This is a genomic window from Nocardiopsis alba DSM 43377, assembly GCF_000341225.1.
GTDB classification, from domain to species: Bacteria; Actinomycetota; Actinomycetes; order Streptosporangiales; family Streptosporangiaceae; genus Nocardiopsis; species Nocardiopsis alba.
In genome coordinates this window covers 26,451-50,085 of the sequence record NZ_ANAC01000014.1, presented here as the reverse complement: position 1 = coordinate 50,085, position 23,635 = coordinate 26,451, and the positions used below count along the sequence as shown (strand labels likewise).

The window sequence follows — 23,635 nt, the reverse complement described above, 5'->3', positions numbered from 1 at the left end:
CCGACCCATGCGTGACCTCGATTCAGGGGACGCCCAGGAGCAGCCGAACACGTCTGCGGTGGTCAAGGAACGTGAGGCCGGCAAGATCGCCTTCGCCGCCTTCGTCGGCACCGCGCTGGAGTGGTACGACTACTTCCTCTTCGGCACCGCCGCGGCCCTGGTGTTCAACCGGCTCTACTTCACGACGCTGAGCGCGACCGCCGCCACCCTGGCCGCCTTCGCGACCTTCGGTGTCGGCTTCGTCGCCCGCCCCGTGGGCGCCGTCCTGTTCGGCTGGATGGGCGACAGGATGGGCAGACGACCCGCTCTGCTGCTCACCGTCGTCTGTATCGGCGTGGCCACCGGCCTCATCGGTCTGCTGCCCGACTACGCCGCCATCGGTGTGGCCGCTCCGCTGCTGTTGGCGCTGCTGCGACTGCTCCAGGGCGTCGCCGTCGGCGGCGAGTGGGGCGGCGCGGTGACCATCGCCGTCGAGCACGCCCCGCCCGAGAAGCGCGGTCGTTACGCGGCGCTGCCGCAGATCGGTTCCCCGGTGGGCACCCTGCTCTCCTCCGGAGCCTTCTCCCTGGTCCTTCTTCTGCCTCCGGACCAGTTCGACTCCTGGGGATGGCGCCTGCCGTTCCTGGCCGCGTTCCCGCTGCTGCTGGTGGCGGTCTACATCCGCCGCAAGGTGGAGGAGTCCCCCGTCTTCGAGGAGATGGAGAAGCAGGAGAAGCGTTCCAAGGTCCCGGCCCTGGACGTGTTCCGCAAGGCCTGGGGACGTCTGCTCGTGGCCATCGCCTCGGCCCTGCTCGGCGTGGGCGGCTTCTACGTCATGACCACCTTCGCCATCAGCTACGGCACCGGAACCCTGGGGCTGTCGCGTGGGCTCATGGTCAACTCGACCCTGGTCGCGGCCGTCGCGCAGATCGCCGTCATCATCGTCTTCGGCCGGCTGGCCGAGCGTCTGGGCCCGGGCCGGGTCACCATGTGGGGCGGTCTGGCCACCGCGGTGATCGCCTTCCCGGTGTTCTGGCTGATCGACACCCGTTCGCCGATCCTGGTGGTCCTGGCCATCACCGCCGGTGTGGCCATCCTGTCCACCGCCTACGCGGTCTCCGGAGCGCTGCTCGCCGAGCTGTTCCCGGCCGACCTCCGCTACAGCGGTGTGGCGCTGGCCTACAACCTCGCCGGCGCGCTCAGCGGCTTCCTGCCCTTCGTGGCGACCGCTCTGCTGGACAGCACGGGCGGCGGTTCGTGGGTGGCCTCGCTGCTGTTCATGGGCATCGCCCTGATCACCGCCGTCGGTGGTCTGTACGGTGAACGGCTGCGCGTGCGCGACGAGGTCGTCGTGCGCTGACCCGGCCCCGTCACACGAGCGGGCCCCGTAGGGAGACGTTCCCTACGGGGCCCGCACTCGTACGTGCCCTCGGGCTCAGCCCTGAGCGGCCGGGTCATAGACGCCGGTGGAGGGGAGCTCCCCCGCGCCCAACCGGCGGACCACCTCGGTGAGCATCGCCAGTCCGGCCAGCATGTCGCCGTCCTCGGTGTACTCGCCCTCGTTGTGGGAGATCCCCTCAACCGAGGGGACGAAGAGCATCACCGTGGGCACGTGGCCCTTCATGTTGACCGAGTCGTGTCCGGCCACGGTCCTGATCCTCTGGTGGCTCAGGCCCAGACGCTCGGCCCCGGACCTGGCCAGACTCACCCCCTCGGGCTGATAGGGGTCGATCCCCCAGGCGTGGGAGAGGTGCAGGTCCACCGACACCTTCGCGGTCTCCTCGACCCCGATGACCTGTTCCCGCAGAATCCGGTCGGCCTCGGCCAGCACCTCCTCGTCGTCGGCCCGCAGGTCCAGCAGGAGCTCGACCTTGGAGGCCACCACGACCGGGGAGTTGGGGTAGACGTCCATGCTGCCCACGGCGGTGTGCAGCACGCCGGGGAAACGGTCGGCCAGCTCGCGCGCGGCGACCACGAGGAGGGAGGCGCCCAGCAGGGCGTCACGCCGGTCCTCCATCACCGTCGCCCCCGAGTGCGCCTGTTCGCCGTTGACGACGACCCGGTACTTGCGGGCCGCCCAGCAGGCCTCGACCAGACCGATCGTGGTGCCGGAGCGCTCCAGGACGCGTCCCTGCTCGATGTGGATCTCCGCGCAGAAGGCGGCCTCGGGTCCGTCGGTCTCGCCCAGGAAGCCGGTGGGGGCCAGCGCCTCGCCCACCGACACCCCGGCCCGGTCCCGTACGGCCAGGGCCGTCTCCAGCGGGAGCTTTCCGGTGTAGACGGCGCTGCCCATCATGGACGGGGCGAAGCGCGACCCCTCCTCGTTGAACCAGTTGACGACCGCGAGGTTGTACTCGGGGGAGGCCCCCTCGGCCTCGTCGCTCCGGGCGGCGCGATCCACCGCGTGGGCCGCGGCCAGCACACCGTAGGCGCCGTCGAAGCGACCCGCCGTGGGCTGGGAGTCCATGTGGGAGCCGACCACCACGTACGGGGCGCCGGGGACCCGCTCCACCAGCCCGAACTGGTTGCCGATGCGGTCGTAGACCACCCGCATCCCCTTCTCCTCCAGCAGCTCCGCCAACCAGCGGCGCTGGGCGATGTCGGGTTCGGTGGCCGCCTGGCGGTCGACCCCTCCCGAAGGGGTGGCGCCGAAGGCGCTCATGGACCGGAAGTCCTCCAGGAAACGGGTGTCGGCGTCCGAACCTTCGGTCGACGACGGCACTTCCCGCGCGGACGAGGTCATGGGTATTCCTCTCAGAAGGGAACGGTGGTGTCCGGTGGTCGGCGACCGCCGGACGGGCCCGGGGCCTCTTCCCATGGTCTGCTCGTCCACCCGTACCGCTCAATCGACATCCACACACGTTTTCCAGCGGCCGCTGTGCACATGACCAGGTCCGGGGCCCGGGCCTTCCGGAACATGACACCATCGGAGGTGAAGGCCGGTCCGGCCCGCGTGGAAGACCGAGGAGGTGCGTCGTGACCGACCCCGGACAGGAGGGGCCGCGTTCCTGGCCCGGCATGCTCGAACTGCTGGCCCGTGACCGCGACGGACTGGTGGAGGACTTCCTGGAGCGGCTCCGCTCCATGGGCCGTTACGACGACGGCGTCATCCCCGCCGACGACCTGCGCCAGACCGCCGTCGACACGTTCGACCTGCTCACCCACCGGATCGCCGGTCTGCCCGTGCCCGAACGGCTGCGCGATCTGTCGACCCGGCTCGGGGTACGTCGGGCCCGCCAGGGCGTGGCCCGCGAGGATCTGCTGGAGGCGGTGCGGCTGGACTTCCGGGTCCTGTGGGCCGGCCTGGTACGCGCCGGCGGCGCCGACTCGGCCCCCACCCTCGTCCTGCACGTGGAGGAGGTCCTGGAGACGGTCGAGCAGTACATCAGCGACGTCCAGGCCGCCTTCCTCGAAGAACGCGCCTCCTTGGAGCACGACTCCCGGGCGGCGGCCACCCGGGCCTTCGCCCGTCTGCTCAGCGCCGGGGAGCGCGCGCCGCAGGTCGCGGTCGAGGTCGCCCCGGTGCTGGGGCTGCCCCTGGACGGGGTCTTCGAGGTGTCCTTCGTCCGGCTGCCGCCGGAGCGCGTCCATCGCACCGACGCCCTCGACCTCTCCCGCAACGGGTGCCTGGCCTGGGAGTTCGACGACGGGGTGGCCCTGGTCCTGGAACCGGGCCGTGTACGCCGTCCCGTCCTGCCGGCCGACACCACCGGAGCGACGATCACCGGTACGCGGGGGCTCGCCGAGGTTCCGGCGGCGGTCGAGGCGACGCGGATCATGGCCCGCTACGCCCGTCGGAACGAGGGGATGGTCCGGCAGGAGGACGTGTGGACCGCCCTGGCCCGCGATCAGGTGGGCGCCCTGCTGCCCGGGTTCGGGCGGGAGCCGGTCGAACGGATGGCGGCCCTCGAACCCGACGCGCGCGCACGGTTGTTGGAGACCCTCGCCCACTACACGGCCACGGGGTCGGTCAAGGCCGCCGCGGCCTCCCTGTACTGCCACCGCAACACCGTGGTCAACCGGCTCCAGACCTTCCGCGAGGTCACCGGGCTGGATCTGACCGTTCCGTCGCAGGCCGCGCGGGCCCTGGTCCTGTTCGCCGACCACCGGGCCGCCCCGGAACGGTGACCCCGGGCGGGCGCCCCACGACCGAAAACCGGTCGTCTCCGGCGTCCCGACCCCGGTAGGTTGCGAACACCGTGACACGCCCGTGGAGGAGGCCCATGAGACATTCGAGCGAGGAGTTCGCCCGTATCGCCGCCCAGGGGACCGTCCTGCGCTGTCAGGTCGGTTCGGCCGCCCACGGCCTGAACCTCGACGGGGTCTCCGACCGTGACGAGATGGGCATCTGCGTGGAACCGCCCGAGTACGTCATCGGTCTGCGCTCCTTCGAGCAGTACATCCACCACAGCCGTCCCGAGCACACCCGCTCCGGCGAGGGCGACCTGGATCTGACCGTCTACTCGCTGCGCAAGTGGACCCGTCTGGCGTTGGAGGGCAACCCGACCGTCCTGCTGCCGCTGTTCGTTCCCGAGGACGAGATCGTCACCATCACCTCCGTGGGGCGCGAACTGCGGGCCGAGGGCCACCGGCTGCTGTCCCGCAGGGCCGGGGAACGGTTCCTGGGCTACCTGCGGGCCCAGAGGGAACGCATGGAGGGGGTGCGGGGCGGCCGGCACACCAACCGTCCCGAACTCGTCGAGGTCCACGGGTTCGACACCAAGTACGCGTACCACATGGTGCGTCTCGGGCTCCAGGGCGTCGAGTTGATGGAGACCGGCTCCATCACCCTGCCCATGCCCGAGCCCGAGCGTTCCTGGTTGTTGGAGCTGCGACGCGGCGAACGCACCCGTACCGAGGCCCTGGAGCGCACGCGAGAACTGGAGGAGCGTCTGGTCGACCTGTGCCGCACCTCCGACCTGCCCGCCTCGCCGGACACCGACCGTGTCGACCGTTGGCTCTGCGACACCTACCGGCGGTTCTGGGACGAGACCTGAACCACGCTGGTCAGGGCGGTACCCGACATGGTGTCCCGGTGGCGGCGAGATAGGGTGAACCACCGAAGAGGTAACGCCGCGCCCGAGACCCCGGGTGGCCCGGTGTGCCGGGCGCCGGGGAACGGCCCACGGCGCGCGGGGACGACAAGTGAAGGAAACACCATGATCGGAACCATCGGGTTCGTGCTCATGATCATCAGCCTTTCGATGATGATCATCTCCGGCCTCATCGCGACCGTCGTCAAGACCCGCTAGACGACGCCGAGGGCCGTCGGCGGGTGCCGGCCCAGAACGCGCCCGCCGACGTCCCGCCCCGTTCCTCCGGGCGGTGCCGCGCGCCGCCCCGCCGTCCCCCACGGCCTCTTCCCGGTCCGACCACGTCGTGTCCCTCCGACGGTCCTCACCGGGCCCTCCCCCGCTCACGCGGATCCCCGCTCCCCCGTTCCGTACGCCCTCGCCCGTCTTCGGGCCGGGCTCTCCCATGCCCGGACGTCGGGCCGGTGCGGGGCACCCGTCCACCGCGTCCCGCACCGGCGTTCGCGCGGATCCGCGCGGGGACCACCCTACGGAACTCCACGCCCTCGAAGCGTCGACTCCGGGGAATCCCAGACGTTTTCACCCCTCCTGCATGGTCTTTTCAAAGAAAGGGCGACCATGCGAAGTTACGCGTCTTTTGTGGTGTAGATTCCCTTCTTGTGACGTCCCGGTCGCCCCGTTCCCCGTGCCGAGCCGTCCACCCGGGAAGCCGGGCCGAATCGGGCCTGTATGGCCGGATCCGGCCATACACACATGAACATGCACGTGCAACTGCACCGCCGGTGATATCACTGGAAAACGCGGTCGCCACCTCGAATCCGGGTACGACGGACGAAGACGAAGCGGGAATTCCAGGTCGGGTTCGCTTTGTCATGGAACCGCCGACCGTTCACACCTCGTCCGGCCTCCCGACAAGGTCGGCTCCGCCTTCGGCCCCCACACCGTAGTTAGGGTGAACGTATGTCGATATGGGCGCGGGGAGACCGTACCGGGCGGGTCGGTGAGGCCCTCCTCATGCTGGAGGGCCAGGGCATCATCGACGGCCTGGAGATCCTCCCTCAGGAGGACAAGCCCTACCGGGTCCGGGTGCCCGCCGGCATCGTCCACATGGACGAGGAGGAGGCCTCCATGTTCGCCCTCGGCGCGGTGGTCGGCGCCTTCGGAGAGGTGGCCCGCACCCGCGGCTGAGCGACCCTCACCTACGACCCATGGTCCGCAGGATCGCGTCCAGGAGAAGGTCTCGGACCATCACTCGGCGCTCGTCGGTGTGCTCCACGGCCAGCTCGTTGTTGAAGGTCGACAGGCACAGGCCCACCGTCATCTCCGCCAGAGGCTCGGCCGGACGCCCGTCCTTGGGCAGCTCCTCCACGAAACGGGCGACCTCGATCGCCTCCCGGACCGCTTCGATCCACGGCCCGATCCGTTCACGCCACCAGTCGCGCTGGGGTCCGGGCTCGACCCCGAGCCCGGAGGCCGCGGCCAGCAGGCCCCCCGACTCCTCCCACAACGCGATCCAGGAGTCCACCAGACGCCCCATGTAGCCGTCGATCGATTCCATCCGCCCGAAGGTCAGGTCCACCTGGGAGGCGAAGGCCGTCAGACGTACGTCCACCGCGGCCCGCAACACCTGGTTCTTGTGGTTGTAGTAGCGGTAGACGGTGGAACGGTCGATGTCGACGCCCTCGGTGATCTCCTTGTAGGTGATCTGACCGAAGGGCTTGGTCCGCAGTAGCTCCACCAGACTGTTCTGCAACTGGAGCATCCTCTGCGTGGCACGCAGACTCCCGCTGGTTCCCGCGTTCGAACCGCCAGGCGCCGCCATACCCGTTCCGTCCGTCATGAGCCCTCACAGCCCTTGTGTGTCCGACTCCCCCAGCTTGCCGCAGAACGGCATGTATGCCAACACGACGTTGGCGTCGGAAGCAGACCTGTGGAGGCCGAAAGACCCTTTCCGCCCGCTCTCGAGGGCGCAAGGGCCCCGCCACCGGCCCGTTCTCCCCCACCACCGCCATGATCACGACTGGACGACGACCACGCCACCGGAGAACCTTCCCGACCCTCCCGTACGTCACAGTCACCGGCGCGCCCCCTCCCTCAGGCACGCGAAGAAAGGCGATACCGGGCATGAGTTGGATCGATTACTCGCAGAACGTGCGGATCAGGGACCTGGAGGAGAGTCTGGGTTCCGCGTATTCGCAGATGACCCAGGACCGCAAACGCATGCGGTCGGAACTGAGTCATCTCAAGGGCGATCTGGGACAACGGCTGGACCGGGTCTCGGCCACCCTGGACGCCTTCATCGAACTCAGCGACCTGCGCGTCACCCTCTCCCTGTTCGACGGTATGGCCATCACCCGCCATCGCACCCTCCAGATGCTCGACGGCGCCTTCCTCGGAGAACTGCGTCTGGACGACGTCCCGGGCTACTGGCTGGTCCCGGCCGCCCGCGGGCTGCACCACCTGCTCAACGGCGACCTGCCCCGGGCACGGGCGCGTTTCGCCGAGGCCGCCGAGATCGACCGGGAACGGGCCTTGGGTTTCACCGCCCTGGCCACCGCGCTCACCAGCTCGGAGAACGCCCACCTGCTCGGTTCGGGCGCCGCGACCGAACTCCTGCCCCACCTGCCCCTCCCCGAGGTGCGCCCCACCCGGGTTCAGCGGGCCCTGTGGCTGTTGAGCGCGGACGGCTCCTTCGGCGACGACGCCCGCGAACACCTCCTGTTGTCGACCCTGCGCCACTGGTCCGCCGAGGACGCGCGGGTCGCGACCGTCGAGGCCTGGTCCGCCACCGCACCCTCCACCTCCGGGGGCCGGGGTCGCACCCCCTCCAAGGACCCCTTCGCCGTACGTTCTCGTACGGCGAAGGCCCTGGGCCGGCTGCGGGAGCAGGTCTCCCACGTCACCGGGCCGAACGGCGAGGACGAACCCGATCGGGTGCTCGCCCCCGATCAGGCCAGCGTCGACTTCCTCAAGGAGACCCTGCGGCTGCTGGTGGAGGAGGGCGGACCGGAGGAGGCCCCTCTGCTGGCCGAGGCACGCGCGCTCCGGGCCACCATCGAGAACGGCGGCGAGAAGGTGGAACCGCCCCATTGGAACGAGGGGACCGACGACGTCGCCACCCTGATCCAGCGCGACCTCACCTCGACGGACACGCCGCTGCGCCGCCGCACCTTCGCCCTGGTCGTCCAGCGGACCACGGTGTTGGAGGACGCCGAACGTCTGGCGGCCGACCTGAACGCCCCTCTCCCCGAGACGACGACGGTGTCCACGCAGGGCGTCGACGTCACCATCGACGCCGCCGGAGCCGACCAGGGGCAGATCGAGCGGGTGCGCGGGCTCATCTCCGAACGCCACACCGCGGGAGGCGACGCGCGGAGCATGGTGTGGGTGACCCTGGGCATCGCCGCCGTGCTGGGACTCCTGGCGCTGTTCACGATGAACGGGTTCCTGTGGTTCCTGACCCTGGTCTCGCTCGGCGGATCCGTCCTGGCCCACCACTCCTCGACCAAGGGACGGGGCGAGGGAGAGGCCGCGATCGCGGAGGCGCGCCGCAGGACGGACGAGCGGATCGCCGGCGCCGTCGAGGAGTGGCGGCGCCGACGTCTCCAGGCCGAGGAGGAGACCGACGCCGCCCGACGGGACCTTCGAGAGATCCGGCGGATGCTCTCCGTCTGATCCGGCTCAGAGCCAGTCGTTGCGCTTGAAGACCAGATACAGCGTGAGACTGGCCAACGCCATGCCCGCCAGGGTGAGCGGCCAACTGAACATCCAGTGGAAGCCGCTCTGGGGGGCGATGTTCATGCCGTAGATCGAGGAGATGAGGGTCGGTACCACCAGGATGCCTCCCCAGGAGGAGACCTTCTTCATCGCCTCGTTCTGCGCCCTGTCGACGAGGCTGCTCTCCACCGACATGATGTTCTGCAACAACTGGCGGAAGCCGTCCACGTGCTCACGGGCGACCGTCACGTGGTCGGCCACGTCGCGCAGGTGCTCGCGCAGCTCGTCGCGCATCCCGGCGTGCGGCCCCCGGATCACGGGACCACCGTGTCCGGTCCGGTCCAGAGGGACCATGAGCTCGTCCAGGACCCGGCCGAGCGGATCGACCGCGCGTTGCAGGAGGATGAGCTCGCGGGCCAACCGGTACGTGCGCCGGGAGGCCCCCTTCTCCCCCGCGAAGACCTGGCTCTCCACCTCGTCGACGTCGTCCTGAAGCCCCGCGATGGTGGGGGCGTAGTCGTCCACCACCCGGTCCAGGACCGCGTAGACCACCCCGAGGACCCCGTGTCCGGCCATCCGGGGGTCGTCGCGCAGGCGGGTCCGGATCCCTTCGAAGTCGGTCCGGGTGTCGTGTCGGATGGTGATGACGAGGTCGTGGGTGGCGAAGACGTGGATCTCGCCGATCCGCACCGATTCCCGGTCCTCGTCGTACTCGGCCGGACGCAGGACCAGGAACAGCACCTCCCCGTAGGTCTCCGCCTTGGGCCGCTGGTGGGCGACGATCGCGTCCTCCACCGCCAGGAGCGGCAGGTCGAACAGCCGGGAGGCCTCCAACAACTGGGACCGGTCGGGCTCGGTCATCTCGATCCAGACCATCGGACGGTCGTCGCCGTCCAGCGCCGCGCGGGCCTCGGCGAGGGTGGAGGCGCTCCGCACCGTCTCGCCCTCCCGGTAGAGCCCGATCCGGCACTCTCCGGGCGGAGCGTCCACGGGCAGGGCCGCCCCGTCCCGGCCCAGGGCCATGGTGCGCTCGGGCGCGGACTCGTCCACGGTCGTCCTCCCTGCTCTCCCCTGCCCACGATCCTGGCCCGGACCGTGCCCGGGGGCGAGCGGACACGCCCTCAGTGGGAGAGTCCGGAGGCCCGGATCGTGATGTTGAGCCGCCCCTTGAGCCCCAGGGCGGGGTCGGCCGTGCCCGGACGGACACGGGGGACCCCGTGGTAGGCCAGCCGCGAGGGGCCGCCGAAGACGAACACGTCGCCGTCGCGCAGTTCGACGTCGGTGTAGGGACGACCCCGGTGCTCGGTGCCTCCGAAACGGAAGACGCAGGTGTCACCGAGGCTGATGGAGACCACCGGGGCCGGGGAGCGTTCGTCCCGGTCCTGGTGCATGCCCATACGGGCGTCGGCGTCGTAGAAGTTGACCAGGGCGACGTCATGGGCGTCGCCCTCGTAGGGCTCACCGTAGGCGGCCTCCACGGAACGCACCACCAACGTGCCGAGCAGGTCGGGGAAGGGCCGGACCGGGGTGCCGTCGGGCAGGGTCCGGCTATAGGTGTAGGGGCGCCAATGCCATCCGAGGGCGACCATGTCGACGCTCATGACCCCGCCGCTCGGCATGGTGTGCCTGCGCATCCCGGCGGGCCCGCGTGCCCATTCACGGCAGCGTCGCACCAGATCGATCCGGGTTTCCAACGGCAGCAGACCGGGCAGGTGGACCGCTCCCGGGGCCACCATGACCGGTGGCGCGTCGAACAGGGCGTCGTCCATACCCCCATTGTGCCCCGGAGCGACGACGCTCCGGGGCACGAGGGGACGTCAGCGGCGCATCAGGTCGCGGATGTTGACCACCAGCAGCACCACGACGATGAGCACGATCGGCACCGTGACGGCGATGCGCCAGTCCGCGATGAAGGCGACCACCACCCCCACGATCAACCCGATGGCCACCGCGGCGATCGCCAGCCCCGTGAGGTACTGGAGGAAACGGCGACGGGCCACGGAGTCGATCGCGGCGAACAGCAGCACCACGCCGAGCATCGCCCACAGCGTCATCTGCCCGCTGAGCAGGAAGAGGGTGAGCGCGAGGGAGAGCAGGAGCAGGGGCGTGCTCAGCGCCACCCACAGGTGCAGGAACCGGGTGCTGCGCTGCTCGCCCGAGGCGTAGGGCATGTGCGGCGCCTTGAGGTGCCCGGTCGGCGAGGGCACCAGCGGAACGTCGCTCGCGAGGGCCCGCAGGTGGGCGTCGCGCTCGTCCGCGGTCAACGCCCGCCTCTCGTAGATCTCGGCGAGCTCCCCCTCCAGGTTCTCGATCTCCTCGGAGTACTCGCGGGCGCGGGGTCGGGAGGAGGCCTCACGGGCCAGCACCAGACGCGCGGACTCCAGCCTTCGGATCCGGTCCCGTCGCTCGACGATCTCGGATTCGTACTCGCCGATCCGTTCGTCGAGGGCCCCCACGTGGGAGCGCAGCTCGGCCCGCGCCGCGGCCTCGGTCGGCGCGACCTTCTGGAGACCGACCCAGGCCAGCGGGTCGGCCCAGGAACGACGGATGGTGCCGTCCCGCTCGTAGCGGGGGCCGCTGGGCGCGCGTTCGCCGTCGAAGAAGTCACGGGTGTCGCGCCCCCACAGTCCGCGGAAACCGTGGACCCAGGGGGTGTCGTCGTCGATGAGGACGGCGTTCCACTCCCGGTCGCCGCCCGGCCCCAGGCGTTCCCCGTCACCGCGCGCGTAGTCCACGAAGGGGACGCCGATACCGTGCATGGCGCTGTCCGCGCGGAAGAGCCGCCGGCCGAGGTTGCGCCAGGCGCTGACCAGACCCCGCAGGAAGGAGGGGTCGACCTGGATGAGGTAGTCGCCGGGGAGCATCTGGTGGGAGTGCGAGCCCGCGCCGACGTAGATCATCGGGTGCTCGCCGTCCCGGTGCAGGTCGGGGTCCTCCCAGGAGCGGCGCAGGTCGTCGCCGTGGTATTCGTGCGAGGAGGCCCCCACCCAGACCGGCCGGGTGGTGCCGTCGGGGTTCTCCACCACGTAGACGGTGACGCGTTCCCAGTCGGCCTCGTGGTCGTTGACCCCGCCGTAGATGGTGCGCCAGTCGTTCATCGCGTAGAAGAACCAGTACTGGAGGACGATGTAGCCGCCCTCGCGGGTGACCCGCCCGTAGTAGGTGGCCCCGCCGTTGTCGACCCGCTCGCGGTAGCGGGTGACCGCCGCGAAGGTGACCCCGCCCGGGACCGCCCCTCGGACGAGCAGCGAGATCTTCATCAGGATGTCGAGGACACGGCCGAGGACGCCGACGGCGGCCAGACGGCCGCTCTTGGGGATGACCGAACGCGCCATGCCCTTGAAGCGACGGGCCTCCTCGCGCAGGGTCTCCTCCTGCACGAACCTCAGGTGCTTGTGACGGTGGGGCCACTCCTCCTCGGCCCGCGCCAGACGGTCCAGGGTGAGCTCCCCCGCGGGGACGATGACACTCTCACCTCCGCCGGGCTCCTCGATCCAGAGACTGCAATTGCGTACGTAGGCGTCCACGTCGGTGGGGAAGAAGAGCTCTCCCTTGGTGCACATGAGCACCGGCTCGTGGGCGCGCAGAAGTTCGAGGTTGGTTTTCGCCGCCATGATTGGCACCAAGCTAGTACATACACGGGCCCGAACGCGTTGCGCGGGGGTGTGTCCGGGGCGTGGGCCGGCTCATGTCCACGTGTTCTCCGCCCCTCGTCCCTTCCGCTCCACGGACCCTTCACGAGGGACGGGTCAGGCCGCCTCCACGGTCGGTTCCCGGAGCGTCCCCGGAGGGGGAACGGGGTCGGAGGCGCCGTCCTTCGCCCCCGAACCCGTTCCGGTGCGGTATTCGCGCACCACCTTCCTCTCTGGGACGGCGGGGCCGCGGGCCTGGTCCCCTCGGGCAGCGCCGATCCCGGCGACCACCACCAGCCCCATGCCCACGAGCTGGACCGCGACCGGGGCCTGGCCGATCACGATCATGCCCATCACCAGGGCGACCGCCGGCTCCAGACTGGAGAAGGTGCTGTAGGCGGTACGGCTCATCCGCTGGAGGGCGATCATCTCCAGCAGGAACGGCACCATCGGGAAGAGCAGCGCGATGAGCAGCGTGAAACCGATCAGACCGAGGTCGGGGTCGACCAGCGCCCCCGGAGCCCCCAGCGGCGCGGTCACCACCGCGCCCACGGTCATGGCCAGGGCCAGCCCGTGCACGGCGCCGAACCCGGCCCCCACCCGCTGGGTGAGGACGATGTAGCCGATCACGCAGACCGCTCCGGCCAGCGCGAACCCCAGACCCACCAGGTCCAGGTCGCCCTGCCAGGGACGGGTCAGGCAGATCACGCCCACGACGGCGGCGACGATCCACACCAGTTCCCTACGACGGCGCATCGCGGCCACGGCGACCACGAGGGTGCCGAGGAATTCGATGGAGGTGGCGGTGCCGAGTTCGATCCGCGCCGTCGCCTCGGAGTAGAACAGCATCATCCCCGCGCTCGCTGTGCCCAGGATCACCACGGCGCCCAGCTCACGGCGGCTCGCGGCGCGTACGGCACGCCACAGGGAGCGGCCGCCGAAGGCCGTCAGGAGCAGCGCGGCCCACGTCAGACGCAGCCAGGTGACGGTGGCGGGGCTCGCGTGTTCGAAGGCGGTGACCGCCAGGGAGCTGCCCGTGTGCAGCGTGAACATGCCGATGAGCAGCATCATCGGCGCCGGGATCTGGAATCGGGCACGGCCGAGGGAGGGGAGGTATGAGCGGATCACCCGACCATTGGATTGCAGTCCTCCGTTTCTGTCCACGAACCGATGGTGGATGAACCGTGTAGTTTCGGTTGATGGACTTCACTCGGCTGCGTCTACTCGTGGAACTGGAACGACTCGGCACCATGGCGGCCGTGTCCGAGGTCACAGGCATGAGCACCTCGGCGGTCTCCAAACACTTCTCCGTCCTGGAGAAGGAGGCCGGGGTGCCCCTCCTGGCGCCCGACGGCCGCCGCGTCCGGCTCACCCCGGCGGGGCGGAGGCTGGCCGAGCACGCCGTGGACATCCTGGCCCGGGTGGAGGCGGCCCAGGCCGAGTTCGAGGGGGAGGGAGCCCCTGTCGGCCGCGTCGACCTGGTCATGTACACCTCGGCCGCGCCGATCGTTCTGCCCGCCCTGCGCCGTTTGAGGAACGACCACCCCGGGATCGACATCCATCTGACCGAGTACGAATCGGAACAGGCGCTGGATCTGTTGCAGGACGGGGAGGCCGATCTGGGGGTGGTGTACCAGTACAGTCTTCTCCCCCGACGTTTCCCGGGAATACTGACGGTATATCCGATGGGCACGGAGAGTCTCCTGCTCTCCCAGCCCTCACGAGGGGCGGACAGCCGCATCCTCACCCGGCGCCGCCTGCGCGAACTGTCCGACGCGGCGTGGATCGCCAGCCCCTTCCGAGGGGACGAGGAGGCATTGGTGCACCGGATGTGCGCCGACGCCGGCTTCACCCCGCGCATCGTGCACCGGATCGACACCCTGGAGCTGTTCGAGGAACTGGTGGCCACCGGCATGGGTGTGGGGGTGGTGCCCAGGCTGTCCACCACCACCCGGCGCGGGATCGCCCACGCCCCCGTGGGGGAACTGGGCGGGGTCCGACAGGTGTACCTGGCCGGGCGCACCGGCGGCTGGGCCTGGCGTCCGATCCGGGTGGTGGCCTCCTACCTTCGAAGGGCGGCCGAGGACGTGCTCGACGACGTGCCCCCGCTGCCGTTCTGAGGCGCGGTCAGCCCGCTATCGCGAAGGGTCCCACCGAGGGGACCGGCACCTTGCTGGCGGCCTCTCGGACCGCGGTGAGCAGGGGTTCGGGCGTGGCGCCCGCACGGGAGAGCACGAGGATGTGGCGTCGGGCGGTCTCGCGTACCCCGCGCACCACGATCTGGGGAAGGTTGAGCCCGGTCCAGGCCAACCGGGGCATCAGGGCCACGCCCAGCCCCGACTGGACCATCGCGAAGACGGCGCTGAAGTCGTCGACGGTGTGCACGACGCGCGGCTGGAAGCCGGCCTGGTTGGCCGCGGCGGTCACACAGGCGTTCCACGCGGTGCCCGGAGCGGACATGATCCAGTCCTCGTCCGCGAGGTCGTCGGCCAGGTGCAGGCTGGTCCGGGTCGCCAGGGGGTGCTGGTAGGGCAGGATCGCGTCGAAGAGCTCGACCATGACCGGGTCGCTGCGAAAATCCGGGTCCCCGGCCGGGGGCAGGTGGCTGGTGGACATGGTGACGGCCACGTCCAGACGGCCCGAGCGCACCATCTCGGCGCTCTCCTCGGGCTCGGCCTGGACGACCTCGAAGCTCCAACCCGGGTGGCTGTCGCGCAGTCGGGCCAGGGCGGGGGCCACCAGGTCGCTGATGCCGGTGGAGAAGGAGCCCACGCGCACCACGCCCCGGTCGCCGTCGGCGTACTCGGCCAGGTCGGCGGTGGCGCGTTCCATCTCCGCGAAGATCACGTGGGCGCGTTTGAGCAGCACGCGCGCGGCACCGGTCAGCAGGAAGCGGCGTCCCTGGCGCTCGACGAGGGGGACACCGGCCTCCTTGGCCAGGGCGGCGAGCTGTTGGGAGACCGCCGACGGCGTGACATTGAGCGCCTCCGCGGTGGCGGCCACCGTGCGATGGTGGTCGAGGGCCTGAAGAAGCTGCAAGCGCCGAACGTCGATCATGTGTCCCAATTTATGACAGAACGCCTGAATATCGACGTGGTTTCGGTCCGATGACGACTTCTTTGCGGGTGATTCCCTGCACATCGTCCGACCACCCCCACCACCACGGGCTTTGAGGACACCAGGAAGAAAGATTGCACTTTCTTCTCCTTTAGTGATCACATGCCGGGTTTTCTCCGTGTCATGGCCCCCAGCGCCTTCCCCGACACGTACAGTCGGACGCACAGCTCAACCACGGATCCGCTTCGAGCGGCATCCTGGGAGACCAGTGCCCAAGTCGGTGGAACGGGTGAGAAGAACATGCAAAATTCGCTGATGACCAAACCTCGACCTGGCAGCGTCGACGTTCTCGGTTTCCGCTACCTCGGTGCTCACGAGGTGGAGGAGCTCGCCGACCTGTGGGGCGCCCTCCACCAGCAGCACACGATGACCAACCCCCACCTCGAGGACATCATCAGCTCCGTCGGCCTGGACGAGTCCTGGCGACGACGCCGCGCCCAGTACAAGGCGTGGCTGGCCGACCCCGAGACCATGGCGATCCTCGCCGAGCACGACGGCGACCTCGCCGGCTACGCGATGGTCACCATTCGAGAGAGCTCCCAGGGCAGCTGGGACCGGGGCGAACGCATCGCGGTGGTGCAGACCTTCGCGATCGACCCCGAGTACACCGGCACCGGGGTGGGCTCCAAGCTCCTGGAGGAGATCCGTAGGCAGCTCGCCTCCATGGGCGTCCGGGACATCGAGTTCTCCGCCCTGGCCACCGCCTCCGAGGACATCGACTTCCTGGAGCAGGAGGGCTTCCGTCCCTTCGTCACCACCATGGTCTGCCGCGTGGACGGTTTCGGCGCCCACGACTGACCCTCTCGGCACAGGCCCACAGAACCGGCCCCCGCGCGGTCTCACCCACGTCCCGCGCGGGGGCTTTCCCATGCCCCGGCGGCGCCCCGCGACACACCCCGGCACGTCGAGGCCGAAAACGCTACGCTCGCCCCGTGGCCTCCTCCGACTCCAGCACCTGTGTCTTTCCCGGCTGTACCCGACCGGTCCCCCGCGGTTCCTCCCCCGGGCGCCCGCCGCAATACTGCGACCTGCCAGAACACACGCGTTGGCGGGCCTGGAAGGAACGCCAGCGGCTCGCCCAGGAGGCCGAGAGCGCCGAGAACGACGCCCGCGCCGAACGCGAGGAGCGCTCCCCGGTCGCCGCGCCCCGCGACGCCGAACCGGTCACCACGGCACGTCTGCGCGCCGACGACCTGCTCACCCGCTTCGCCGTCCAGACCGAACAGCTGGAGACGACCCTGAAGGCCGCCACCGAGGCCTTCGCCACGATGTCCGACCCGGCCGCCGCCGAGGCACAGGTGGAGGCGGCCCGTCTGGAGGCCTCCCGCCGGATCTCGGAGGCCGACTCGGCCCGTCTGGAGGCGGAGAACCGCCGCCGCGAGGCCGAATCGGCCCGCAGATCGGCGGAGGAGGCCACCGAAGCGGCCGTCGCCGCCACCCAGGACGCCGAACGCATGACCGAGGAGGCCCTGCTCCGCCGGGACGCCGCCGAGGCCGAACGCGACCGTCACGAGGAGGCCGCCCGAACCGCGCTCCTGGAACGGGACGCCGCGACGGCCGAGGCCAACGCCGGTCTGGCCGCCGCCGAACGCCGGATCTCCGAGACCGTCGAACGGGCAAGGGCCGAGGCCGAACGCGAACGCGCCGAGGCCGCGCGGACCCTGGACCGGGCCCGGAAGGAGGCCGAGGTCCTGCGCGAGGAGCTCGCCGAACGGTCCCGCCTGCTCGACCGGGCCGAACGGTCCGCCCGTGACGCCCTGGCACGCGCCGAACGGGCCGAGGATCTGGCCCACCGGGCCGCCCGGGAGCTGGAGACCGAACGCGAACGTCTGGGCGCCGAACTGGACCGGGCCCGACGGAGTCTCGAATCGGACCGTGCCGCCGCCGAGGCCGAACGCGAACGCCTCACCGCCGAACTGGACCGCTCCGCCGCGGACCGGGAACGGCTGTCCTCCGAACTGGAGGGGCAACGCCGCCAGGCCGAGATCACCCTGGCCGAGGCCCGAGAGGCGGGGGCCGCGCGGCTCTCCACCGCCGAGGAGGCCCGTGACCTGGCCTTGGAGCGGGCGGAACGGGCCGAGGCCGAACTCCGGGCCCTACGTGAGAAGGAGCACGAAGAGGCCGCTCCCCGGTCCGGCTGACCCGGCCTCCCACCCGAGAAGTCCCGTTCGTACCGATATCTCGGCTTAGGATGGGGGCCGTGCGAGATCTGGGAACCACTGGTGAGACCGGCCCGATGCCTCTGGGCGAGGGCGGGTCCGACCGGGGACCCGAACGCGCGACCGTGGGCGAACGCCCCCGCCCGCGCGTGGACCTCAAGGCGCTCTTCGGGCTGGAGACCGGCCACTGGGCCTGGACCACCGCCGTCCAGGCCGCCATCGCGATGACCGTCTCCTTCGCCCTGGCCTCGCTCCTCTTCGGAGCCCAGGTCGGCACCCTGGCCGCGCTGGGCTCCATGACCGTCCTGTACGAGAAGAAGACGCCCTACGCCTACCGCGCCGCCGCCCTGGCCCTGGTCGGGCTCGGCTTCGTCGCCGCGGTGGCCGTCAACTCCCTGGCCGCCTCGCTGTCTCCTTGGGCCGCCGTGGCCTCCATCGGCCTGACCGCCGGACTCGCCACCTGGGTGTGCGCCGCCTGGCGGGTCGACAAGCCCGGCCCGATGTTCTTCGTCCTGGTCGCCACCATCTCCACCATCGCGCCCAGCGGCGTCGCCGACGTGCCCCTGCACGCGCTGATCGCCGCCCTGGGCGCCGCGGTCGGTTGGACGGTGTCGATGTCCGGCGCCCCCTTCCGCGCCCGCCACCCCGAGTACCAGGCGGTCGCCGGGGCCTACCGGGCGCTGGCCACCCTGCTCCGCGCCGTGGGCACCCCCGAACTCGACCACGCCCAACACCAGGCGTCGGTGGCCGTGGCCGACTCCTGGCGGATCGTGCTGCTGGGCCAGACCCGCGGCTACCGCACCACCGCCGAGGCGGCCCGGCTCCGCGCCCTGCTGCGCTGGGTCTCCGACATCCACCTGTCCGCCACCCAGGTGTGCCTGGCCCGCCCCACGCCCCTTCCCGACCAGGCCGCCGAGTTCGCCGACCGGATGGCCGTCGCCGTCGCCGACCCCTCCCGCGCCCCCGACCCGGAGTCCCTGGACGAACTGCGCCGCGGCATGCGCCCCCGATCCCTGGAGGCGCGTCTGTACAACCTGCTCTCCCGCGCCGCCCAAGCGGCCCGACGCAGCGCCCAGGAGGAGGACGAACGCCGCACCGCCACCCTGCACGACGAGCGCTACCCGGCCCTGTGGTCGGCACTGCGCTCCAGCCTGAGCCGCGACTCCCTCATCCGCCCCACCGCCATGCGCATGTGGCTGACCGTCACCGCCGCGGGGGCGTTCGGTCTGTGGCTCGGCCTGGACCACTACTACTGGGTCGCGCTGACCACCACGTCGGTGCTCCAGGCCGGAAACGTGGTCCTCACCCTGAACCGGTCCGTGCAACGCTCGCTCGGCACCCTGCTGGGGGTCCTCGCCGGAGCCGCGCTGATCATGTCGCACCCGCCGCTGTTCGTGGTGATCGTGCTGGCCGGACTGTTGCAGGGAGCCACCCAGCTGGTGGTCGCCCGCAACTTCTTCTACGCCTCCGTGCTACTGACCCCGATGGCGCTGATGCTGTCCTACACCGCCAACCCCTACCCGGTGAGCGACCTCGTGGTGTCCAGGATCATCGACACCCTGGTCGGGTCCGCCTTCGGTCTGGCCGGGTCACTGCTGCTGTGGCGCAAGGCCTCCGCGACCCGGCTCCCCCAGGCCATCGCGAACGTCCTGGAGAAGACCCGCCAGTGCATGCAGGCGGTACTGGACCCGGACGTGGAGATCACCGAGGAGCGCCGCTACCGGCTGCGCCGCGACATGCGGGCCGCCGCCGTCAGCCTCCGCGGAGTGTACGAGAGCGCCATCGGCGATGCCCCCAAGGCCGCCTCCACCCGCCCCCTGTGGCCCGTGGTGGTGGCCACCCAGCGCATCGGCTACCTGGCACTGGCCGCGCTCTCCCAGGACCGCAACCCCGAACCTGCGGGCGCCATCACCCTCCAACGGGTGGACCTGGCCTTCCAGGAACTCATCGTGGCCATGGAGGAACGCCGGACCCCACGTCTGGGCGCCCTCCCCCGCCTGCCCGCCTACCCCAGGATCAACATGGAGCTGCGGGCGCTGGCCAACTCGATGACCAGCGCCGTCGCCCAGGACGAGCGCGCCGCCCAACAAGAGGCCGAACGTCGCGCCCGCCGCGAACGCCGCCGCGCCCAGGACGACACCGACGCCGACCTGTAGGTGCCCGTCCGGGCGCCGGCGGGGTTCTGGAGGTGCCGCAGGTGGGGTCGCGAGGAACGAGTGACCACACCGTAGGTGCCGAAGGTTCCCGCCTCCCTTGGCGCCCGAACACGGCCCGAAGCGCCAGCGGAGGGCCAAAGCAAACACTCTCGGGCCTCAACCACAGCAGGGGGTAACGGTCACACGCCCTCCCACCTCAACCCCAGGGGGTGCGACCCGTACGCGTTCTCCTACCTCGGCTACAGGGGGGGTGCCCGAAGCGCCGGCGGAGGGCCAAAGCAAACACTTTCGGACCCCGACCCCAGCAGGGTGTGACCGGTACGCGATCTCCTACCTCAGACACGGGGGGTGCGAGCGGTACGTGTCCTCCTACATCAACTTCAGGGGGGTGCCCGAAGCGAAGCGGAGGCGCAAAGCAAACACTCTCGGGCCCCAACCCCAGCAGGGGGTAACGGTCACACGCCCTCCCACCTCACCCCCTGGGGTGAAGGCGGGAGACCGCGTGCACCGGCCCCGGGTGGTGAGCCCCCTCCCCTACTCCACGAGGGCGAAGGCCCGGACGGGGAAGGCGGCCATGCCGCGGACCTTGGCGGGGACCGCGTAGAAGGTGAACCCTTCGGCGGGCAGCCGGTCGAGGAGGCACAGGTGGGTGACCACGGGGATCCCGCCCGCGAGGAGGACCGCCTGGACGGGGCGTGAGCCCTCGGTGATCGGCGAGGTGTCGTCGACGCTGGTGGAGTCGATGCCGACCAGGGTGACACCGGCCTCGACGAGGGCCTTGGCGGCGGTCTCGGTCAGGTGGGGGTGCTCGTAGGTCCCGTAGGTCTCGGTGCGCCAGTGTCGGTCCCAGCCGGTGCGGAACAGGACGGCGCGGCCTTCGAGGTCGCGTCCGGCGAAGGCCTCCGGGCCGATCTGTCGACCGTCGGTGGCGTCGACCACGATGCCGGGCAGGTCGGCGACGCGTTCCAGGTCCAGGTCGGCCGGGTCGGCGGCGTCCCGGTAGGGGTGGGCGGGGATCTGGATGTGGGTGCCGGTGGCTCCGGGCAGGGTGACGTGGCCGCCACCGTCTCCGTGGCCGGGGGTCTGGCCCGCGAAGGCCGAGCTCTCGCGGATCTCCGGTCGGGGGATGCCGGGGACCGTGACCATTCCGTCGGTGATCTGGTGGCTGACGTCGACCGGTTTCGGCATGGCTGTGTTTCCTCACTCGCATCAGGAAGAGGCCCTCTGACCCTGGCCAGAGGTCTAGACCATCAGCCTAGCGCGGGTGGCCTGGATCACGACAGTGCCACGAGGCGGTCTTCGACCACCACGTTCCCGCTCCGACCACCGCTAAGCTCGATGGAGTCGTCGCGGGCCACCGCTCCTCCCGGCCCCGCCACCTCCACAGCACACCCTCACCCACCGAGAAGGGGCGACTCCATCGTGTCACTTTACGGAGCGGCCAAGGCCGTCGTCACACCCGCCACGCGCGTGATGTGGCCTCAGCGTGTGGAGGGGCGTGAACACATCCCCGCGAGCGGACCGGTGATCCTGGCCGCCAACCACCTCTCGGTGATCGACCCTCTCTTCATCGGTGTGGCCTGCCCCCGCCAGGTGCGCTTCATCGCCAAGCGCGAACTGTTCGACGAGAGCACCTGGGCGAAGAGGCTTCTGGCTCGGGGCCTGCGCGCCCTGGGCCCCCTGTCCGTGGACCGGCGCCCCGGCCAGAGCGCCCAGGAGGCCATGGACAACAGCCTGGGCGTCCTGGAGAGCGGTGAGGTGTTCGGCATCTTCCCCGAGGGCACCCGCTCCCCCGACGGCCGCCTCTACCGGGGCCAGACCGGGCTGGCCTGGCTGGCCTTGACCACCGGCGCCCCGGTGGTCCCGGTCGCACTGGCGGGCACCGGACGCATCCTGCCGCCCGGACGCAAGATGCCCTCGTTCAATCGGGTGGGCGTGCGCTTCGGCGAGCCGGTGGACCTGTCCCCGTGGAAGGGCCAGGCGGGTCGGGCCCGTCCGCGCCGCGAGGCGACCGACGCCATCATGGACGCGATCGCCAAGCTGTCCGGGCAGGAGCGGGTGCCCAGGTTCGCCGCCTCGGTCAAGGCGGAACTGGAGCAGCGGTGACTTTCCCCACACCGACCTCGGGGCTCATTCTCCCTTGAAGGAGCGTTGACCACAGACCGAAGGGCCTTTAACCCGGCCCCCATCCGGCCTCTGGCCTGCGATCCCGCCCCGGGAGAGCACACGGGGCGTCACCGACGCCCCCGTGGGAGTGAGCAGAATTCCCCACCTTTATAGTGGGGTATGCCGGTGAAGGCACCGGATAGATTAGGCAAGCCTTACCTTGAGATGGCGTCCGACCCTGGCGCGAAGACTTGGAGTTGTGCGATGACGCGACCACTGCGAGTGGGAATCGTGGGTGCGGGCCCGGCGGGAATCTACGCCGCGGACCTGCTCACCAAGGACGAGTCCCTATCCGCGAGCGGCACGTCCGTCAGCATCGACATCCTCGACAAGCTGCCCTCCCCCTACGGACTGGTCCGCTACGGCGTGGCCCCCGACCACCCCCGGATCAAGCAGATCCAGGGAGCCCTGCACAAGATCCTCGACAAGCCGGAGATCACCTTCTACGGCAACGTCGAGTACGGCGTCGACCTCAAACTGGAGGATCTGCGCCACCACTACGACGCCGTCGTCTTCGCCACCGGCAGCGATCGGGACCGTCCTCTGGACATCCCCGGCGTCGACCTGCCCGGTAGCCACGGCGCCGCCGACTTCGTCTTCTGGTACGACTCCCACCCCGACGTCGACCCGTCCTGGCACGTCGACGGCACGAGCGTCGCCGTGATCGGCGCCGGCAACGTCGCCGTGGACGTCGCCCGCATCCTGGCCAAGGACGCCGACGACCTGCTGTCGACCGACATCACCGACAACGTCTACGAGGGCCTGCGCGCCAAGAAGATCACCGACGTGCATGTGTTCGCCCGTCGCGGTATCGCCCAGTGCAAGGCCACCCCGATGGAGCTGCGCGAGCTGGACAAGCAGCCCGGCGTCGAGGTCCTGGTCTACGCCGAGGACTTCGACATGGACGAGGGCAGCCTCGCCGCCTGCGAGGAGTCCAACCAGGTCAAGACCAACGTCAAGGTCCTCCAGAACTGGGCCATCCGAGACCCGCGCGGGGCCGAGCGCCGCCTGCACCTGCACTTCCTGCACTCCCCGGTCGAGATCCTGGGCGAGGACAAGGTCACCGGCCTGCGCACCGAGCGCATGGAACTGGCCGGCGACGGAAGCGTCAAGGGCACCGGCGAGTACGTCGACACCGAGGTCCAGGCCGTCTACCGTGCCATCGGCTACCTGGGCTCGCCCCTGGTGGACCTGCCCTTCGACGAGGACCGCGGTGTGGTCCCCAACGACGGCGGCCGGGTCCTGGACCTGGACGAGAAGCCCGTCGACGGGGTCTACGCCACCGGCTGGATCAAGCGCGGTCCTGTGGGCCTCATCGGCCATACCAAGGGCGACGCCCTGGAGACCGTCACCAACCTGGTCTCCGACCGCGACTCCTTCACCCCCGCGGTGGAGCCCGACCCGGCGGCCTTCCGGGCCCTGCTGACCGAACGCGGCGTCGAATACACCACCTGGGAAGGGTGGCAGCGTATCGAGGCCCGTGAGGAGGAGCTGGGCGCCGAGCGCGGGCGCAAGCGCCTGAAGCTGCTCACCCGTGAGGAACAGACCAACGTCGCACGTCAGGCCTAGCCACGTGTGAGTTCCCGGCCGGCCCCGCGCCCCTCTGCGGGGCCGGCCCTCTTCTTCCCACCCGTTCCGCGTCCGCCCGGCACCGTGAGATAGCGCATGCGTCTCTC

At 70.5% G+C, this 23,635-nt stretch carries 19 protein-coding genes; 11 read left to right on the top strand and 8 right to left on the bottom strand.

Annotated elements, in window-relative coordinates:
• The first annotated feature begins 7 nt into the window (after nucleotides 1-7).
• Nucleotides 8-1,339 carry an MFS transporter gene (locus D451_RS0116150; protein ID WP_014909458.1) on the top strand — a complete coding sequence of 444 codons (1,332 nt, stop codon included), beginning with the start codon at nucleotides 8-10 and terminating at the stop codon, nucleotides 1,337-1,339.
• Between the two features lie 75 nt (nucleotides 1,340-1,414).
• Here the strand turns inward: D451_RS0116150 and D451_RS0116145 are convergent, their stop codons facing one another.
• On the bottom strand, nucleotides 1,415-2,722 hold the full coding sequence (locus tag D451_RS0116145) for a M20 family metallo-hydrolase (RefSeq protein WP_026125118.1): 1,308 nt from the start codon (nucleotides 2,720-2,722) through the stop codon (nucleotides 1,415-1,417).
• 233 nt (nucleotides 2,723-2,955) lie between these two features.
• Between D451_RS0116145 and D451_RS0116140 the strand changes: the two genes are divergently transcribed.
• From D451_RS0116140 to D451_RS26590, 3 genes are all read left to right on the top strand, one after another.
• Complete coding sequence (locus tag D451_RS0116140) at nucleotides 2,956-4,107, top strand: helix-turn-helix domain-containing protein (RefSeq protein WP_017535188.1); 1,152 nt, start codon at nucleotides 2,956-2,958, stop codon at nucleotides 4,105-4,107.
• A gap of 95 nt (nucleotides 4,108-4,202) precedes the next feature.
• Nucleotides 4,203-4,976 (top strand): nucleotidyltransferase domain-containing protein, encoded by a 774-nt coding sequence (locus D451_RS0116135; protein WP_014911295.1) that lies wholly within the window; start codon nucleotides 4,203-4,205, stop codon nucleotides 4,974-4,976.
• A gap of 996 nt (nucleotides 4,977-5,972) precedes the next feature.
• Complete coding sequence (locus D451_RS26590) at nucleotides 5,973-6,200, top strand: hypothetical protein (protein WP_014910801.1); 228 nt, start codon at nucleotides 5,973-5,975, stop codon at nucleotides 6,198-6,200.
• Nucleotides 6,201-6,207: 7 nt separating this feature from the next.
• Here the strand turns inward: D451_RS26590 and D451_RS0116120 are convergent, their stop codons facing one another.
• A complete protein-coding gene (locus D451_RS0116120; RefSeq protein ID WP_014910447.1) occupies nucleotides 6,208-6,774 on the bottom strand; it encodes a TetR/AcrR family transcriptional regulator in 567 nt (188 codons plus the stop codon).
• Nucleotides 6,775-7,136: 362 nt separating this feature from the next.
• Here D451_RS0116120 and D451_RS0116115 point away from each other — a divergent pair, with 362 nt between their 5' ends.
• Nucleotides 7,137-8,687, top strand: a complete 1,551-nt coding sequence (locus D451_RS0116115) for a hypothetical protein (RefSeq protein ID WP_017535186.1) — start codon at nucleotides 7,137-7,139, stop codon at nucleotides 8,685-8,687.
• A 6-nt stretch (nucleotides 8,688-8,693) separates the two neighbouring features.
• Here the strand turns inward: D451_RS0116115 and D451_RS0116110 are convergent, their stop codons facing one another.
• The 4 genes from D451_RS0116110 to D451_RS0116095 form a co-directional block, all read right to left on the bottom strand.
• Nucleotides 8,694-9,779: a magnesium and cobalt transport protein CorA gene (locus D451_RS0116110; RefSeq protein WP_017535185.1), complete on the bottom strand. Its 1,086-nt coding sequence runs from the start codon at nucleotides 9,777-9,779 to the stop codon at nucleotides 8,694-8,696.
• 71 nt (nucleotides 9,780-9,850) lie between these two features.
• The gene (locus D451_RS0116105; protein ID WP_017535184.1) at nucleotides 9,851-10,498 is read right to left on the bottom strand and encodes an alpha-ketoglutarate-dependent dioxygenase AlkB; all 648 of its coding nucleotides are present in this window, start codon (nucleotides 10,496-10,498) and stop codon (nucleotides 9,851-9,853) included.
• Nucleotides 10,499-10,546: 48 nt separating this feature from the next.
• The gene (locus D451_RS0116100; protein WP_017535183.1) at nucleotides 10,547-12,343 is read right to left on the bottom strand and encodes a hypothetical protein; all 1,797 of its coding nucleotides are present in this window, start codon (nucleotides 12,341-12,343) and stop codon (nucleotides 10,547-10,549) included.
• Nucleotides 12,344-12,478: 135 nt separating this feature from the next.
• Nucleotides 12,479-13,489, bottom strand: a complete 1,011-nt coding sequence (locus tag D451_RS0116095) for an EamA family transporter (RefSeq protein ID WP_017535182.1) — start codon at nucleotides 13,487-13,489, stop codon at nucleotides 12,479-12,481.
• A 71-nt stretch (nucleotides 13,490-13,560) separates the two neighbouring features.
• On the opposite strand from D451_RS0116095, the gene D451_RS0116090 reads away from it, so the two are divergent.
• Complete coding sequence (locus D451_RS0116090) at nucleotides 13,561-14,481, top strand: LysR family transcriptional regulator (RefSeq protein ID WP_017535181.1); 921 nt, start codon at nucleotides 13,561-13,563, stop codon at nucleotides 14,479-14,481.
• A gap of 7 nt (nucleotides 14,482-14,488) precedes the next feature.
• On the opposite strand, the gene D451_RS0116085 is transcribed toward D451_RS0116090, so the two are convergent.
• On the bottom strand, nucleotides 14,489-15,418 hold the full coding sequence (locus D451_RS0116085) for a LysR family transcriptional regulator (protein WP_014911988.1): 930 nt from the start codon (nucleotides 15,416-15,418) through the stop codon (nucleotides 14,489-14,491).
• Between the two features lie 315 nt (nucleotides 15,419-15,733).
• Here D451_RS0116085 and D451_RS0116080 point away from each other — a divergent pair, with 315 nt between their 5' ends.
• The 3 genes from D451_RS0116080 to D451_RS0116070 all read left to right on the top strand — a co-directional run bounded on the left by D451_RS0116080 (nucleotide 15,734) and on the right by D451_RS0116070 (nucleotide 19,793).
• Nucleotides 15,734-16,276, top strand: a complete 543-nt coding sequence (locus tag D451_RS0116080; protein WP_014912202.1) for a GNAT family N-acetyltransferase — start codon at nucleotides 15,734-15,736, stop codon at nucleotides 16,274-16,276.
• 134 nt (nucleotides 16,277-16,410) lie between these two features.
• Complete coding sequence (locus D451_RS0116075; RefSeq protein ID WP_017535180.1) at nucleotides 16,411-17,619, top strand: coiled-coil domain-containing protein; 1,209 nt, start codon at nucleotides 16,411-16,413, stop codon at nucleotides 17,617-17,619.
• Between the two features lie 95 nt (nucleotides 17,620-17,714).
• Complete coding sequence (locus D451_RS0116070; RefSeq protein WP_026125116.1) at nucleotides 17,715-19,793, top strand: FUSC family protein; 2,079 nt, start codon at nucleotides 17,715-17,717, stop codon at nucleotides 19,791-19,793.
• A 534-nt stretch (nucleotides 19,794-20,327) separates the two neighbouring features.
• Here the strand turns inward: D451_RS0116070 and D451_RS0116065 are convergent.
• A complete protein-coding gene (locus D451_RS0116065; protein ID WP_014909514.1) occupies nucleotides 20,328-20,981 on the bottom strand; it encodes a cyclase family protein in 654 nt (217 codons plus the stop codon).
• 234 nt (nucleotides 20,982-21,215) lie between these two features.
• On the opposite strand from D451_RS0116065, the gene D451_RS0116060 reads away from it, so the two are divergent.
• Nucleotides 21,216-21,899: a lysophospholipid acyltransferase family protein gene (locus tag D451_RS0116060; protein WP_014911110.1), complete on the top strand. Its 684-nt coding sequence runs from the start codon at nucleotides 21,216-21,218 to the stop codon at nucleotides 21,897-21,899.
• A 282-nt stretch (nucleotides 21,900-22,181) separates the two neighbouring features.
• A complete protein-coding gene (locus D451_RS0116055) occupies nucleotides 22,182-23,528 on the top strand; it encodes an FAD-dependent oxidoreductase (protein ID WP_017535178.1) in 1,347 nt (448 codons plus the stop codon).
• Nucleotides 23,529-23,635 lie beyond the last annotated feature (107 nt).